Origin of the sequence: Brevibacillus sp. JNUCC-41 (assembly GCF_014844095.1) — a bacterium.
Lineage (GTDB): Bacteria > Bacillota > Bacilli > Bacillales > DSM-1321 > Peribacillus > Peribacillus aracenensis.
The window spans coordinates 142,281-155,738 of sequence record NZ_CP062163.1; the positions used below are offsets into that span (position 1 = coordinate 142,281).

At 44.5% G+C, this 13,458-nt stretch carries 14 protein-coding genes and 1 other annotated feature; of the genes, 3 read left to right on the top strand and 11 right to left on the bottom strand.

All coding sequences use genetic code 11. The features are described from left to right. The first annotated feature begins 134 nt into the window (after positions 1–134). The gene (gene ypfJ / locus JNUCC41_RS00710) at positions 135–980 is read left to right on the top strand and encodes a KPN_02809 family neutral zinc metallopeptidase (protein ID WP_192205942.1); all 846 of its coding nucleotides are present in this window, start codon (positions 135–137) and stop codon (positions 978–980) included. Between the two features lie 88 nt (positions 981–1,068). On the opposite strand, the gene nadA is transcribed toward ypfJ, so the two are convergent. The 3 genes from nadA to nadB are packed head-to-tail and all read right to left on the bottom strand — an operon-like array spanning position 1,069 to position 4,587. After that, positions 1,069–2,175 (bottom strand): quinolinate synthase NadA, encoded by a 1,107-nt coding sequence (gene nadA, locus JNUCC41_RS00715; protein ID WP_192205943.1) that lies wholly within the window; start codon positions 2,173–2,175, stop codon positions 1,069–1,071. Next, a complete protein-coding gene (gene nadC, locus JNUCC41_RS00720; protein ID WP_192205944.1) occupies positions 2,172–3,023 on the bottom strand; it encodes a carboxylating nicotinate-nucleotide diphosphorylase in 852 nt (283 codons plus the stop codon). The genes nadA and nadC overlap by 4 nt, the downstream gene beginning before the upstream one ends. Further along, positions 3,004–4,587 (bottom strand): L-aspartate oxidase, encoded by a 1,584-nt coding sequence (gene nadB / locus JNUCC41_RS00725; RefSeq protein WP_192205945.1) that lies wholly within the window; start codon positions 4,585–4,587, stop codon positions 3,004–3,006. The genes nadC and nadB overlap by 20 nt, the downstream gene beginning before the upstream one ends. A 102-nt stretch (positions 4,588–4,689) precedes the next feature. Between nadB and JNUCC41_RS00730 the strand changes: the two genes are divergently transcribed. After that, positions 4,690–5,817: an IscS subfamily cysteine desulfurase gene (locus tag JNUCC41_RS00730; RefSeq protein WP_192205946.1), complete on the top strand. Its 1,128-nt coding sequence runs from the start codon at positions 4,690–4,692 to the stop codon at positions 5,815–5,817. Positions 5,818–5,866: 49 nt separating this feature from the next. Then, positions 5,867–6,397, top strand: coding sequence for a transcription repressor NadR (locus JNUCC41_RS00735; protein ID WP_192205947.1), 531 nt, complete (start codon positions 5,867–5,869; stop codon positions 6,395–6,397). 493 nt (positions 6,398–6,890) lie between these two features. Here JNUCC41_RS00735 and pheA read toward each other — a convergent pair whose 3' ends face one another. From pheA to JNUCC41_RS00775, 8 genes are all read right to left on the bottom strand, one after another. After that, positions 6,891–7,766 (bottom strand): prephenate dehydratase, encoded by an 876-nt coding sequence (gene pheA / locus JNUCC41_RS00740; protein WP_192205948.1) that lies wholly within the window; start codon positions 7,764–7,766, stop codon positions 6,891–6,893. A gap of 130 nt (positions 7,767–7,896) precedes the next feature. Then, entirely contained in the window at positions 7,897–8,346 is a 450-nt protein-coding gene (locus JNUCC41_RS00745) for an ACT domain-containing protein (protein WP_076364968.1), read from the bottom strand. Positions 8,347–8,386: 40 nt separating this feature from the next. Next, a complete protein-coding gene (gene obgE, locus JNUCC41_RS00750) occupies positions 8,387–9,676 on the bottom strand; it encodes a GTPase ObgE (RefSeq protein ID WP_192205949.1) in 1,290 nt (429 codons plus the stop codon). 146 nt (positions 9,677–9,822) lie between these two features. After that, positions 9,823–10,278 (bottom strand): Spo0B domain-containing protein, encoded by a 456-nt coding sequence (locus JNUCC41_RS00755; RefSeq protein WP_192205950.1) that lies wholly within the window; start codon positions 10,276–10,278, stop codon positions 9,823–9,825. Between the two features lie 537 nt (positions 10,279–10,815). Beyond that, positions 10,816–11,106 carry a 50S ribosomal protein L27 gene (gene rpmA / locus JNUCC41_RS00760; RefSeq protein ID WP_061143474.1) on the bottom strand — a complete coding sequence of 97 codons (291 nt, stop codon included), beginning with the start codon at positions 11,104–11,106 and terminating at the stop codon, positions 10,816–10,818. Positions 11,107–11,118: 12 nt separating this feature from the next. Continuing rightward, entirely contained in the window at positions 11,119–11,451 is a 333-nt protein-coding gene (locus JNUCC41_RS00765) for a ribosomal-processing cysteine protease Prp (protein WP_192205951.1), read from the bottom strand. Positions 11,452–11,464: 13 nt separating this feature from the next. Then, positions 11,465–11,773: a 50S ribosomal protein L21 gene (rplU, locus tag JNUCC41_RS00770; RefSeq protein WP_034308849.1), complete on the bottom strand. Its 309-nt coding sequence runs from the start codon at positions 11,771–11,773 to the stop codon at positions 11,465–11,467. 13 nt (positions 11,774–11,786) lie between these two features. Continuing rightward, positions 11,787–11,870: a sequence feature (ribosomal protein L21 leader region), on the bottom strand. Positions 11,871–11,945: 75 nt separating this feature from the next. Next, positions 11,946–13,418: an Rne/Rng family ribonuclease gene (locus JNUCC41_RS00775; RefSeq protein WP_228467620.1), complete on the bottom strand. Its 1,473-nt coding sequence runs from the start codon at positions 13,416–13,418 to the stop codon at positions 11,946–11,948. Positions 13,419–13,458: the final 40 nt, after the last annotated feature.

A 13,458-nucleotide genomic window follows, 5' to 3' on the forward strand; every position in this document is an offset into this window, starting at 1 on the left:
CCCCTTTGAATTCCATTCCTGAAACTACATCTTTCAGGCTTCTGTCTAAACTCAGGGAAATCCGGGTATAAGAAAGGAAATGACCTAAGGCTTTGTCTTCAGGTACTTATCTTACATCCCTGGGGGTAATAATAATGAAATGGAAAGGTAGACAGGGCAGCACGAACGTCAAAGACAAAAGAGGCATGAGCGGAAAAGGCATGGCCGGAATCGGCGGAGGTATCGGATTGGTAATTGTCTTGATCGTGACGCTCCTTGGCGGTAATCCAAGCGAATTGCTAGGCAGCTTGAATTCCACTGAATCGAACAATGGCGGCTCTTATGTCGAAACTGATGAGGAGAAGGAACTTGCGCAGTTCGTATCTGTCGTCCTTGCAGAAACGGAGCAGGTCTGGACAGAAGAATTCCGTAAAAATGGGCTGGAATATAAGGAACCGAACCTTGTCCTGTATTCGGGCAGTGTCGAATCGGCATGCGGGGTGGCAGCTTCTTCGGTAGGGCCATTTTATTGTCCGGGTGACATGAAACTATATATTGATCTCAGCTTTTATCAAGAGTTAAAGCAAGAATTCCAGGCACCCGGGGATTTCGCCATGGCCTATGTCATTGCCCACGAAGTCGGACATCACGTTCAGACACTTTTAGGGACAACGGAAAAAGAAATGCCCGATCGTTCAAAGGTCAGCGAGACCGAATATAATAGGTTTTCTGTCCGTCTTGAATTACAGGCCGATTATTTGGCTGGAGTTTGGGCACATCATGTCCAAGGAGAGAATTTGCTTGAAGAAGGCGATCTTGAGGAGGCCTTGAATGCAGCAAGTGGTGTGGGGGATGACCGTATCCAAGAAAGGGCACAAGGTTATGTGGTGCCAGACAGCTTCACGCATGGTACTTCCGAACAGAGGAAACGGTGGTTCACTAAAGGATTTAAATCCGGTGATATGAATGAAGGCAATACTTTTAAAGCGAATAACCTTTAAAAGTAATTGCCTGTTTCGATTGCATAAGAAAAAGGGGGTCTAATCCCCCTTTTTCTTATGATCCAAAATCCTCTTAGAAAGCACTGACTCAAACGCGCTCCAGCATTCTGTTTAATGCTAGGATGGCATTATCCGCAATGCTTTTCTCCACTTTTATCGGATTGATGATGATACCTTTTTCAATGGATTCAAGCGCCCATAGCAGGTGAGGCAGATCAATCCGGTTCATTGTAAGACATGGACACATATTCGGATTTAACGAGATGATGTTCTTGTCAGGATTATTGGCGATAAGACGCTTGACAAGGTTCATTTCCGTGCCGATTGCCCAAGAACTGCCTGGTTCGGCTTTTTCGATCATATTTATGATGTACGATGTCGAACCCGCATAATCTGACAGGGCCACTACCTCACGGCGACATTCGGGATGAACGATGATATTCATTTCAGGCTGCTCCGCTCTAAGCGTTTCAATATTTGCCGTAGTGAAATTTTCATGGACTGAACAATGTCCTTTCCAAAGAAGTACCTTCAGATCTTCCAGTTCCCCTTCATAGATCAATTCATCTTTATGCGGATCCCAGACAGCCATTTCATTCAATGGGATCCCAAGGTCAAAGGCAGTGTTCCTCCCAAGATGCTGATCGGGAAGAAATAGGATTCTTTCTTTTTGCGAGAGGGCCCACGAGACCATCCCTTGTGCATTGGAAGACGTCACCGTCGCCCCACCATTTTTCCCTACAAAAGCTTTGATGGCCGCAGTGGAATTCACATAAGTTAGCGGAAGGATCGTATCGCCAAATAAATCCTGAAGCTTTGTCCATGCCCGTTCCGTTTGTTCAATATCCGCCATATCTGCCATGGAGCAGCCTGCACGCATGTCAGGTAGGATAACCGTCTGCCCTTCTTCTGTCAAAATATCGGCTGTTTCAGCCATGAAATGCACGCCACAGAACACGATATAATCCGCTTCACGATTTTGCGCGGAAAGCTGGGCCAATTGAAGTGAATCCCCCGTTGAATCTGAAAATTGAATGACTTCCTCCCGTTGATAATGATGACCTGGAATATAAAGACGGTTCCCCAGTCGTTTCTTAATATCAAGGACCCGATTCTCCATCTCTTCTTTTGTCATCGTTTTATATTTTTCAGGCAATGCATTTCCTGCTGTTTTAGCCATCTCCAATATATTCATTTCAATATCTCCTCCCCCTCTTTGACCTTTGCGCTAATATCAAGTGCTCTGACACTGTGCGTCAAGCTGCCCAACGAAATATAATCTACCCCTGTTTCCCGATATGAGGCTAGATTGTCTAAATGGATCCCTCCTGAAGCTTCCGTTATGATGTGGGCGGGAACCAATTTAATCAGTTGCTTGATTTCTTCGGGGCTCCGGTTATCGAACATGATGATATCTGCACCGGCTTCCACTGCTTCAAGTACCTGTTGTGGTGATTCCGTTTCCACTTCCACTTTAATGGTATGTCCCAGTTTGGATTTTACCGTTTGGACCGCTTTCGTTATGGACCCAGCGAAAGAAATATGGTTGTCCTTTATCATGACTGCATCATAAAGACCATATCGGTGATTGAATGCCCCGCCGGAACGGACCGCATATTTTTCAAGCATCCGCAGGCCTGGTGTTGTTTTCCTCGTATCACAAGCTCTCGTCTTCGTCCCCGCCAAAATCATGGCAGCTTTATGAGCCTGTGTCGCAATGCCGGACATACGCTGCACTAAATTCAAAATTACCCGTTCCCCTTTTAAAAGGGAGGCCATATCGCCGGTCATTTTCGCAAGCTGCTGTCCTTTTTCGAAAAATTCGCCATCTTGAACAAAAAGGAAAACCTCGATTTGCTTATCCAACAATGCAAATCCCGTCTTGATGACGTCCCCTCCACTAAAGACCCCTCCTTCTTTGGCGATGAATGTCAAAGTTCCTTGTTCACCTTGATCAAAAATCGTATCACTCGTTACATCGCATTCCCCTATATCTTCCATTAAAAATTGTTGCAGCATCTGCTTAAGCTTCAATATATTCATATAGTCGTCTCCCTTTCACTCGGTTTTTTACATCCTTGCAAGCAAGGATAACCGAATTCTCAAGCCATTTTGCGTCATCTTCGTCAGGATAGTCACTGCGGAAATGGCCGCCCCTGCTTTCCGTTCTGGTCAATGCGGATTCGGCAATCAGCCAAGCCACGATGATGGCGTTGATTTTCGTTATTTCTTGTATCGATAATGCCGTTACTTCCATATGCAGCAATTTTTCGATAGGAAATGTCTCAAGATAATCCTTCAGTCGAGTTAAACCCGTTTCATTTCGAACGATTCCCGCTTCGTTCATTAATTTTTCCCGCAATGTCGTAAGATCAGGTAGAAAGGGAATTTGACTGGAACTCTTGGACTGCTCTTTTTCTTCCGGTATCGACCTTGCCGGGACTTTAGCAAGGAAACGGCCAAGCGCATTTCCAAAAACCAATCCTTCGAGAAGGGAGTTGCTTGCCAATCGGTTTGCACCATGTACACCAGTGCATGCCACTTCACCAACTGCATACAAAGAGGGCACTGAGGTTTGCCCCGCTTCATCCACTTCAATCCCTCCCATTAGAAAATGGTTTCCTGGTGCAACCGGGATTTTCCCCAAATGAAGGTCCAGCCCGCTTTTTTCACATAATGAGCTCACTGTCGGAAAACGATTTTTAAAATCCTTAATCATCGAAATATCCAAAAATATCTTTTCACCGCGCTGCAAATAAGAAAAAATCGTCTGTGCAACAATATGCCTTGGTGCTAGATCTTTCAAGCTATGGACATCCTCCATGATCGGCCTTCCCATTTCCGTCACTAATCTCGCTCCATCCCCGCGAACCGCTTCTGAAACGAGCCCTTTCGCTTTGCCATTCACAAAAAGCAAGGTCGGATGGAATTGTATGAATTCCATATCACGAACTTTTGCACCGGCCTTGAATGCAAGTGCGATTCCATCACCTGAAACCGTTTGTGAATTTGAAGTGAAATGGTATAGGGAACCACAGCCGCCTGTAGCCAAAACCGTCTGTTCCGCATGATAGGCAACAAGTTCCCCTGCCTTATCAAGTGTTTTGACGCCTATGCAAGTATCATCTTGCCCGATGATCAACTCCACTGCAGCAACATTCTCCATCACAGTAATCGATGATTTTTTCAAGCACCCTATAAGATGTTCCATCATGTACTTTCCTGTAGCATCCCCGTGACTGTGGAGGATTCTTCGTTCACTGTGGGCGCCCTCCATGCCAAGCAATAGAGTTCCGTCATCATCATGGTCAAATCGCATACCCGAATCAATAAGTTCAGCTATAACAGAAGGTGCCTCTTCAACGAGCTTTTCCACTGCCTTCACCTTGTTATATCGCTGACCAGCTGCCAGCGTATCTTTTTTATGAAAGGATACTCGGTCACGATCAGATAATGCTGCGGCAATCCCGCCCTGGGCTAAATAAGAATTACCATGACGGATATTTGATTTTGTGATGAGTATCACATGCTTATGTTCACTTGCTTCCAATGCCGTTTTCAAGGCAGCAATCCCACTGCCTATCACGATGATTTCCGCTTTTACCATTCTTTCATTCCTCCTGTTTATTACAGGTGTCTTGACAACTATATTTACATATTATTAAACTATTATCAAGAGTTTTTTAGATTAAAGGATGGAAGTGATTTCTTGATTTATTTGGATTACGCTGCTACAACTCCGATTGATGAGGAGGCTCTCGACGTATTCAGCCAAGCAGCCCGGAAGTTTTTCGGGAATGCGAGCAGTTTGCATGATATTGGCTCTGAAGCGGCACGTTTATTGGATATGTCACGGCAGCAACTCGCAGAAATGCTGAACATAAAAAAGGAAGGAATCATCTTTACGAGCGGCGGATCGGAAAGCAATATGCTTGCGATCGATACATTCATCGCTTCGAAACCCTCCTGGCAGAACCACTTGATTGTAAGCCGAACTGAACATGCATCTCTTGCCAATTTCGTGGAAAAACTTGAACAAGAAGGATTCGAGGTTACTTATTTACGGCATTTGGAAGATGGCCGGGTTGATATTGAACATCTGCAGGAATGTATGTCGGAGAAAACATGCTTGGTCATTGTCCAGCATGTGAATTCGGAAATCGGGGTCATTCAACCCATTGAGCAAATAAGTGAAATCGTTCGAAAACACCAGGCTTTTTTTCATGTGGATTGTGTCCAATCATTTGCTAAAGTACCGCTTGGGAAGATAGCTGCCTCATGTGATGGACTATCCGTTTCCAGTCATAAAGTTTATGGTCCAAAAGGGATTGGGGCCGTCATTTTCCCGGCCATCCATCAGTTGAAGCCTTCGGTACCGAATATCACTCATGAATATGGTTTCAGACCAGGAACAGTGGATGTCCCCGGAATTGCTTCCTTCGTAACCGCTGCCAAGAAATTGGGGGATATCATGGAAGATGAACGAAAACGGATTTCCACACTTAGGATGCAATTGATCCGACTGCTAACGGAAAGGAAAATCAATTTTCAAATCATCGAAGCAAAAAACGAGCAATTGCCTCACATTCTGGGGCTGACCTTCGCTGGATTGCAAGGTCAGTACATCATGCTGGAATTAAATCAGAAAGGATTCGCTGTTTCGACGGGAAGCGCCTGTCAAATCGGTAAACAGGATCCTTCAAAAACGATGATGGCCATTGGGAAAAGTGAAGATGAAGCCCATCAATTCGTCCGCCTTTCCTTTGGCAAAAACACGACGGCCGACGACATTCACAAGTTGGCGGACTGCATCGAAGGAATAGCTGCCATTCGATAAAGCCCTCCAATCTGTGTTAGAATGTTTGTAATTAAAGAGGTGAATGTTTATGGAAAGAAAAAAATTACTCGGGGAAGAAAGACGGACGAAACTCTTACATTTATTGCAAACAAGCTCAGAGCCTGTAACGGGCAGCGAGCTTTCGCAGATAACGAATGTAAGCCGGCAGGTTATCGTTGGTGACATAACCCTACTCAAAGCGCGGAATGAACCTATCATTGCCACAAGCCAAGGCTATCTGTACTTACAAACGGGGAGCACGCAAAAGCCGGAAAGGATCATTGCTTGCCAACACGATCCTTCCCGGACCCAAGAAGAGCTATATTTACTTGTGGATATCGGCATCACGGTGAAAGATGTCAAAATCGAGCACCCCGTATACGGCGACCTAACCGCTTCCATCATGGTCAGCAGCCGGAAGGAAGTCCAGCAATTCCTTTCAAGGGTGACGGCAACGAACGCATCTTTTTTATCGGAACTGACGAGCGGCATTCATCTCCATACACTGAGCGCAGCATCTGAAGAACTGCTCGACGAAGCGGAGTGTGCTTTAAGGGATGCTGGCATTTTAGTCGATTGAAAGAAACGCAAAATCCTCAAAAGCCATATATTTTGAGGATTTTTTTATTGGCCATTATGCTCACCCATCAACGGAATTGCTTTCATTTGAGCTGCCTTCCCCGGAGTTTTCTTCCTCGTTACTATTCAACTGCCAGATAAGACGAATGACGGTACCGACCGCCTGAACCCAGCATCCCGTCACTTGGATTAATTCAGCATCAGATGGCTTCTCTTCCAAATAAGGATATTGATATTTTTGTAGTCCCTGTTCCTTACCTTGGTCTTTTTCTAGAACACTATTTTTTCTGCAATTCCGCTTATCGCCTGCAACAAATTTTCCTTAGCATGGAAAGCCTGCTCCGGTTAAACGAATTTTCGTATGCCTTTCCAAAGCGGTACCTCCGCCATACGCTTGAATAAAATCTTAACGAACACAAAAAATGCCCCGGAAAAACTCCCGGGGCACCCTTCTTATTCAGTGTATAAACCTCAGCTGAGGTTATACCATTCATTCATCGTTGCGGTATACCTGTTTGGACTTTAAAGCATGAATAGCTTCCCATGATCGAAACCGTACATCCTAATGCCTCGAGCTCAGAGATCGCTCCTGGGATGAGGACATCATCAAGGGACATTTCGATGTCGATGATGAAGAAGTAATTGCCCAATCCTGTTTTCATTGGTCTCGATTCAATCTTGGAAAGGTTAAGTTTCCTCCAGGAAAAAGCGGAAAGGACTTGGTGCAGCTGCCCTGAGTGGTCAGCAGGCAGCTGAATCATCAAGGTCGTTTTCTTGTCCCCTTCAACGGTCAAATGCCCTTCAAAGTCGACTTCACTGTTGGATACGACGATAAACTTGGTGTGATTATGTTCGTAATCGTGAATATTTTGTTTTACAATCGTCAAACCGTACTCTTCCGCAGCCATATCATTTGCAATCGCAGCAATATTGATATCGGGATTCTCCATCACCATCTTCGCAGCGGCTGCAGTGGATGTGACATACTCATATGGAACACCCCTTAGCTCATTATGTAGAAATTTGCGGCATTGAGCAATGGCATGGGAATGCGAATAAACCATGTCAGGTTTGAAACCAGGATATGCATGATCCGGATGCACCATATAATGCTGTTGGATTGGAATCGTGACTTCGCCTTTCATCGGTAATGTGACTTCATGGACTAAGTAATCCATCGTTATATTTACCGAACCCTCCAAAGCATTCTCGATCGGCACGAGCGCGTGATTCACTTCCCCGTCCCGAACAGCATCAAGGCAGTCCGGAATCGTGTTCATCGGTATTTTTATATCATTAGGAAATAGTCGCGATACAGCTAAATCCGTGAATGTTGCTTTTGGTCCAAGAAATGCAATTTTTGATGTCATATTATAAACTCCTTCTCACGGAAAATCTACTGTTTATGTTATGCCATTTTCTGATTTTTTACAATACTTAATCGTTAATTTCCTCTTTCAAAAGAAAACAGCCTGTACATCTGAAATGTACAGGCTGTTTTCATGCGCCGTTACCAATGATTTCGACTTTTTCGACGAACTCCATTTTACGCAGTTTAGTGAGCAGATCATCAATATCCATCGTCATCCCGCCCGTATTAAGGGATAGGGTGACATTTGCACGTCCCTGCAAAGGAATCGTTTGGTGGATGGTCATGATGTTGCAACCGGATGAGGCGACGAGCCGTAAGAGCTCCGATAGAGTACCAGAACGATCTTCGAGATAGAAGAACAGTGTAATCAGCTTTTCCTTAACAACTGTATGAAACGGAAAAACCGTGTCACGGTATTTGTAAAATGCACTCCTGCTTAGGTCCACCCGCTGTACCGCTTCCCAAACTGATTCTGCTTTTCCCCGTTCAATCATTTCTTTTGCATCCAGCGTTTTTTTCATCGCTTCGGGAAGGACATCCTCTCGAACGAGGAAAAATTTCTGATCGGCCTTATTCAAACTCCGCACGCCTCCTTTTGCCTGCCATCATGGTTTACAATCAATCCACAAATTCAAATTCATATTCAAGGATACGCACGATATCGCCATTTGTCGCACCTCTTTGGCGAAGGCCTTCGTCGACTCCGAATGAACGAAGCTGTCTGGCGAAACGACGTACGGACTCTTCACGGGTAAAGTCAGTCATTTTGAATAGACGCTCGACCTTGAATCCTGATACGGCAAAGCTGCCATCGGATTCGCGTTCAATGTTAAATTCATCAGACTGTGATGTATGTTTATAAAGAACCCGATGGATTCCAGTATTCTCTTCTTCATGATCAAGAGGGAACTCAGGAGTTTCTTCGATTTTATCCGCAATTGCATAAAGAAGCTCACGGATCCCTTCACGGGTCACGGCAGAAATCGGGAAGACAGGATAGTCCTCTTCCAGCTTTTCCTTGAAAGCCGCTAGATTATCTGCAGAGTCCGGCATATCCATTTTACTTGCAACAATGATTTGCGGACGTTCAGTCAAGCGCAGGTTATACTCTTCCAACTCTTTATTGATTGTTTGGTAGTCTTCATACGGATCACGGCCTTCAAGACCCGACATATCGATTACATGAACGATTACCCTCGTTCTTTCAATATGGCGCAGGAATTGATGTCCAAGACCCACTCCTTCTGAAGCACCTTCAATCAGACCAGGTAAATCGGCCATGACAAAGCTACGGTGATCTTCCGTTTCCACCATTCCGAGGTTCGGTACGATTGTCGTGAAATGGTATTCGGCAATTTTAGGCCTTGCTGCGGATACGACGGAAAGCAAAGTGGATTTCCCTACACTCGGGAAACCAACCAAACCGACATCAGCCAACAGTTTCAATTCCATGACGATATCGCGTTCCTGGCCCGGTTCGCCATTCTCAGCGATTTCAGGTGCAGGATTGGCAGGTGTGGCAAAGCGGGAATTTCCCCGGCCTCCGCGGCCACCCTTGGCAATGATGGCGCGTTGTCCGTGCTCAACTAAATCAGCAATGACTTCCTTCGTTTTATCATCAATGACAACCGTGCCTGGTGGAACCTTGATGACCATATCCTTTGCAGCCGCACCATGCATGTTCTTGGACATGCCATGTTCTCCGCGAGGTGCCTTAAAGTGACGTTGATAACGGAAATCCATTAATGTACGCAAGCCCTCTTCCACTTCAAAAACGACATTGGCCCCATTACCGCCATCTCCGCCAGCAGGTCCGCCTTTAGGTATGAATTTCTCGCGACGATAAGCAACTATCCCGTTACCACCGTCTCCGCCTTTTACATAGACTTTCGTTTGATCGACAAACATGCTATCACTTCCTTGTTTTCTGCAAGTCTTTTCTTGCTGTATACTTCTCTAAAAGTTAATATCCATCTTAAAAAATATTTCATCCTCATTACATTCAAGAATTTCAATTGATTGCTCGGCCGTCAATGAACGTTCCAAAAACTCGATCACTGGGGATTGATCACTGGGGATTGATCAATGAACCTGCCTTGCATATGAAATGAACAGTGCATATCGCTCACTTCTTTTTTACACATGGAAACAGCCAGTATATTTTCAAAAAACGGATCCAGATTCTTATCCAGAATATTAAAGAAATCGTTTGTCCAGCGATACATCAGCCCGTCCATCTCAGTTGAGCCTTCAAAAACATCAATGATTTCATATTCGCAATAAAAGGATCCATTATTCCAATTCGACGTCAACAACATCTCGGTGAATTTAGGTAAATTCAAACTGGAAAGGCGTGCTTCATTCTGGGTTTCAACAATGATTTCATCGATGATGCCTTTGACACGGTCGATTCTGTTCAACTCCAGATTCCCTTTGATGATTTGAATTTTATTCAGCCAGTCATGCCTGGTTTGACGCAGAGTTTCAATAGTCGTCCAATTTTTATCCATTATTAACACCTTCAATTATGATAAAGAAACTTTTTTCGGCTCTATCATGTTGAATACTTCCATTTGTACAGTATAACAAAAAAACAACAAACAGGAAATGAAGCTTGATTCACATGCCTTCACATGAAAGCCCCCGTCCAAAAAATACAGCCGCACACCCTGAGTTCTTTGGACGATGGTAGAGCCATTTGAACTAAAAAAGAGAATGGGCCTTATTTATGCACCAATTGGAGATATTATAGTTGAATTGGAGTGTCTATTTGGTTTAACCAAATCGGATGGATGAGTATTCTTGGATTTCCCCCTGAAAGTTTAAGAAAGCCCGCCTATTGGCGAGCCATTTGTAAGTCAGAGGTTGTTTTCCTTATACTAATGACTAAAGTCTCCTGCAAAATGCTGGTTCGTTCCTATAGTATAAATAAAGGGCCGGACCCCTTCATCACTATATAACATACCATTATAAAAAATGACGCGGTATATAGTGTCTTGTAGAAGGAATCAGACCCTTTTGAGTCAGCCTCTGTTCAAAGATGCCAATTATGCTTCTTGTGCAACTGGATATACGCTTACTTTTTTACGGTCACGTCCGAAACGTTCGAATTTAACAACACCGTCTACTTTAGCGTATAGAGTATCGTCTCCACCACGGCCTACGTTCTCACCAGGATAGATTTTCGTTCCGCGTTGACGGTAAAGGATAGAACCACCAGATACGAATTGACCATCTGCACGTTTAGCGCCAAGACGCTTGGAGATTGAGTCACGTCCGTTCTTTGTAGAACCTACTCCTTTTTTCGAAGCGAAGAACTGAAGATTTAATCTTAACATTTGTTCCACCTCCTATTGGTTGAGGATAATTTTCATGTATTTACCATAATCACGTTCGATGGTTTGCAGCGATACGAGCATGCCGTTCAAAAGCAACTGAACCTTCCCTTCCGATTCCGGCGAAAGATTCCCCGGAATGACGCAGCGAAGGTAGCCGCCTTCTCTCCCTTGCTCGATCTCAGGTTCAACGTCCGTTAAGGACATGATTGCATTGACTGCCCCGAAGGAAACAGCCGATACACCTGCACAAACGATATCAGAACCTTTTTTAGCAAAATTAGCATGTCCGCTTAAGGTGAACGAAGCAATCCGTTCCTGCGGAGCATCAAATACAACTTTAATCATCTAGAATCAGCCCTTACGCGTTGATTGCTTCGATAACAACTTTAGTGTATGGTTGACGATGACCTTGTTTTTTACGATTGTTCTTCTTCGCTTTGTATTTGAAAACAGTGATTTTCTTTTGCTTACCTTGTTTTTCGACAGTACCTGTTACAGTAGCGCCTTCAACTAGTGGAGCACCGACTTTCACGTCTTCGCCACCTACGAATAAAACTTTGTCAAATGTAACAGTTTCGCCTGCTTCTGCGTTTAATTTTTCAATGTAAACCGCTTCGCCAGCTGCTACTTTAATTTGTTTACCGCCAGTTTCGATAATTGCGTACATACTTGCACCTCCTTAAATGTCTCAGACTCGCCAATCACAGGCGTTTTACCAGATAGGCAAAAGCTTAAAACCTGTTGTTGAGCGGTTGTAGCACGGGTGCTACAAACATAACATTAAAATCCTAACATGAAACAGGAAAGGCTGTCAATATATTTATTAGAATTCCCGCTCTTCAATTGAAAGCCCGCTCGATTTCCTGCATGCTTCCGAAGCGCTTGATGGAATAGGCATTGATCGAACCTGGGATAAAAGATAGGAAAATCTTTTTAGCGATCAATTCCTCCAGTGTCGGCCGATATGATTCTTTTTCGCCAAGCAGCACGTCCGCCACCGCTTTACTGACTTCCACCCAGACCGCTTCATCATCCGTCTTCCTGTGTTCCAGCAGTTCCCGTTCCAACCGGAAGGCCACCGTTTCCGGGCTCTCGATTTTACCGCTTCCACTGCACACCGGGCATGGTACCGACATCATTTCACTTAAAGACGGGGAGGTTCGTTTTCTCGTCATTTGTAAAATGCCCAATTCCGTAAAGCCGATGATCTGAATTCGCTTCTCATCTCTCACCGCTTCCTTTTTGACGATGTCGATGATTTCCTGCTCATGCCGCGAATTGTCCATATTGATGAAGTCTATCAAGATGATTCCGCTGATATTCCTCAATCTCAGTTGACGTGCGACTTCCTTTGCCGCAGCCTGATTAACCGCAAACAATGTAGCTTCCTTCGCCACCTTGCCGGTGAATTTACCTGAATTGACATCGATTACGGTGAAAGCTTCCGTTTCTTCAAAAATTAAATATCCGCCATTCTCAAGCCAAACGATTTTCTTGGCCATCTTCTCCACTTGCGCTTCGACATTCCATTCGGAAAAAATGTTCTTTGGACCCGATACATGGGATATTTCCCACTCCTTACGGTTCTCCTGTATCCACTTTTTCAGCTCCCGATAAGCCTCGAAATCATCGATGGCCAGTTCCCCTGTCGCCGCTCCCGACATTTCAGAAATGATCATGTCCAGGTATGCGTCCCTCTCATAGAGTATGGACGGGGCCTTGAGGGAAGCAGCCTTAACTTCAAGCCCTTTATAGAGCTCGCGCAATCCAGTTAACCTGTCAAGGAATACCGCTTCACTTTCGTTCTCCATCGAGGTGCGGACAATCAATCCCTCATCAGCATTTTTATACTGTAAGGCCGTTTCCCGCCACCGCTTTTGAAGATCATCGTTTTTGAATTTCTTTGAAACACCAACATAATCTATTCCATGTATGTATACGAGGGATTCTGTTGAAAACTCGATCAGCCCAGTCAATTTAGCTCCTTTAGTGCCCGTTTCATCCCGAGTCACCTGAACTAGCAGCTTTTCTCCCTGATGGACAAATTGACCGATGGATGCTTTCCCATCCGTTTTTTTTGTCTGCTGGAAAGAGGGAATCTCGTCACGGTGTAAAAAACCATTCTTCTCTGCACCATAATCAATGAAGACGGCATCCATTCCCGGTAAAACCTTCGTCACTTTCCCAAGATAAATATTGCCGACCGTACTGCGCTTTTGAGGCGGCATGATTTCAAGTTTACGTAAAACACCATTCTCAAGTACGGCCACTCTCTTTTCGCGTGAAGCTAAGTTCGCGATCATTTTTTTCATCAAAAAAAATCCTCTCCTCAATTTGAAGAAAGGATAACAT

Bases quoted from the DNA above. Each gene is read 5' to 3' on its own strand.
- ypfJ (WP_192205942.1), top strand. From the start codon at position 135: ATGAAATGGAAAGGTAGACAGGGCAGCACGAACGTCAAAGACAAAAGA.
- nadA (WP_192205943.1), bottom strand. From the start codon at position 2,175: ATGAATATATTGGAGATGGCTAAAACAGCAGGAAATGCATTGCCTGAA.
- nadC (WP_192205944.1), bottom strand. From the start codon at position 3,023: ATGAATATATTGAAGCTTAAGCAGATGCTGCAACAATTTTTAATGGAA.
- nadB (WP_192205945.1), bottom strand. From the start codon at position 4,587: ATGGTAAAAGCGGAAATCATCGTGATAGGCAGTGGGATTGCTGCCTTG.
- JNUCC41_RS00735 (WP_192205947.1), top strand. From the start codon at position 5,867: ATGGAAAGAAAAAAATTACTCGGGGAAGAAAGACGGACGAAACTCTTA.
- pheA (WP_192205948.1), bottom strand. From the start codon at position 7,766: ATGACATCAAAAATTGCATTTCTTGGACCAAAAGCAACATTCACGGAT.
- obgE (WP_192205949.1), bottom strand. From the start codon at position 9,676: ATGTTTGTCGATCAAACGAAAGTCTATGTAAAAGGCGGAGACGGTGGT.
- JNUCC41_RS00755 (WP_192205950.1), bottom strand. From the start codon at position 10,278: ATGGATAAAAATTGGACGACTATTGAAACTCTGCGTCAAACCAGGCAT.
- rpmA (WP_061143474.1), bottom strand. From the start codon at position 11,106: ATGTTAAGATTAAATCTTCAGTTCTTCGCTTCGAAAAAAGGAGTAGGT.
- JNUCC41_RS00765 (WP_192205951.1), bottom strand. From the start codon at position 11,451: ATGATTAAAGTTGTATTTGATGCTCCGCAGGAACGGATTGCTTCGTTC.
- rplU (WP_034308849.1), bottom strand. From the start codon at position 11,773: ATGTACGCAATTATCGAAACTGGCGGTAAACAAATTAAAGTAGCAGCT.
- JNUCC41_RS00775 (WP_228467620.1), bottom strand. From the start codon at position 13,418: ATGAAAAAAATGATCGCGAACTTAGCTTCACGCGAAAAGAGAGTGGCC.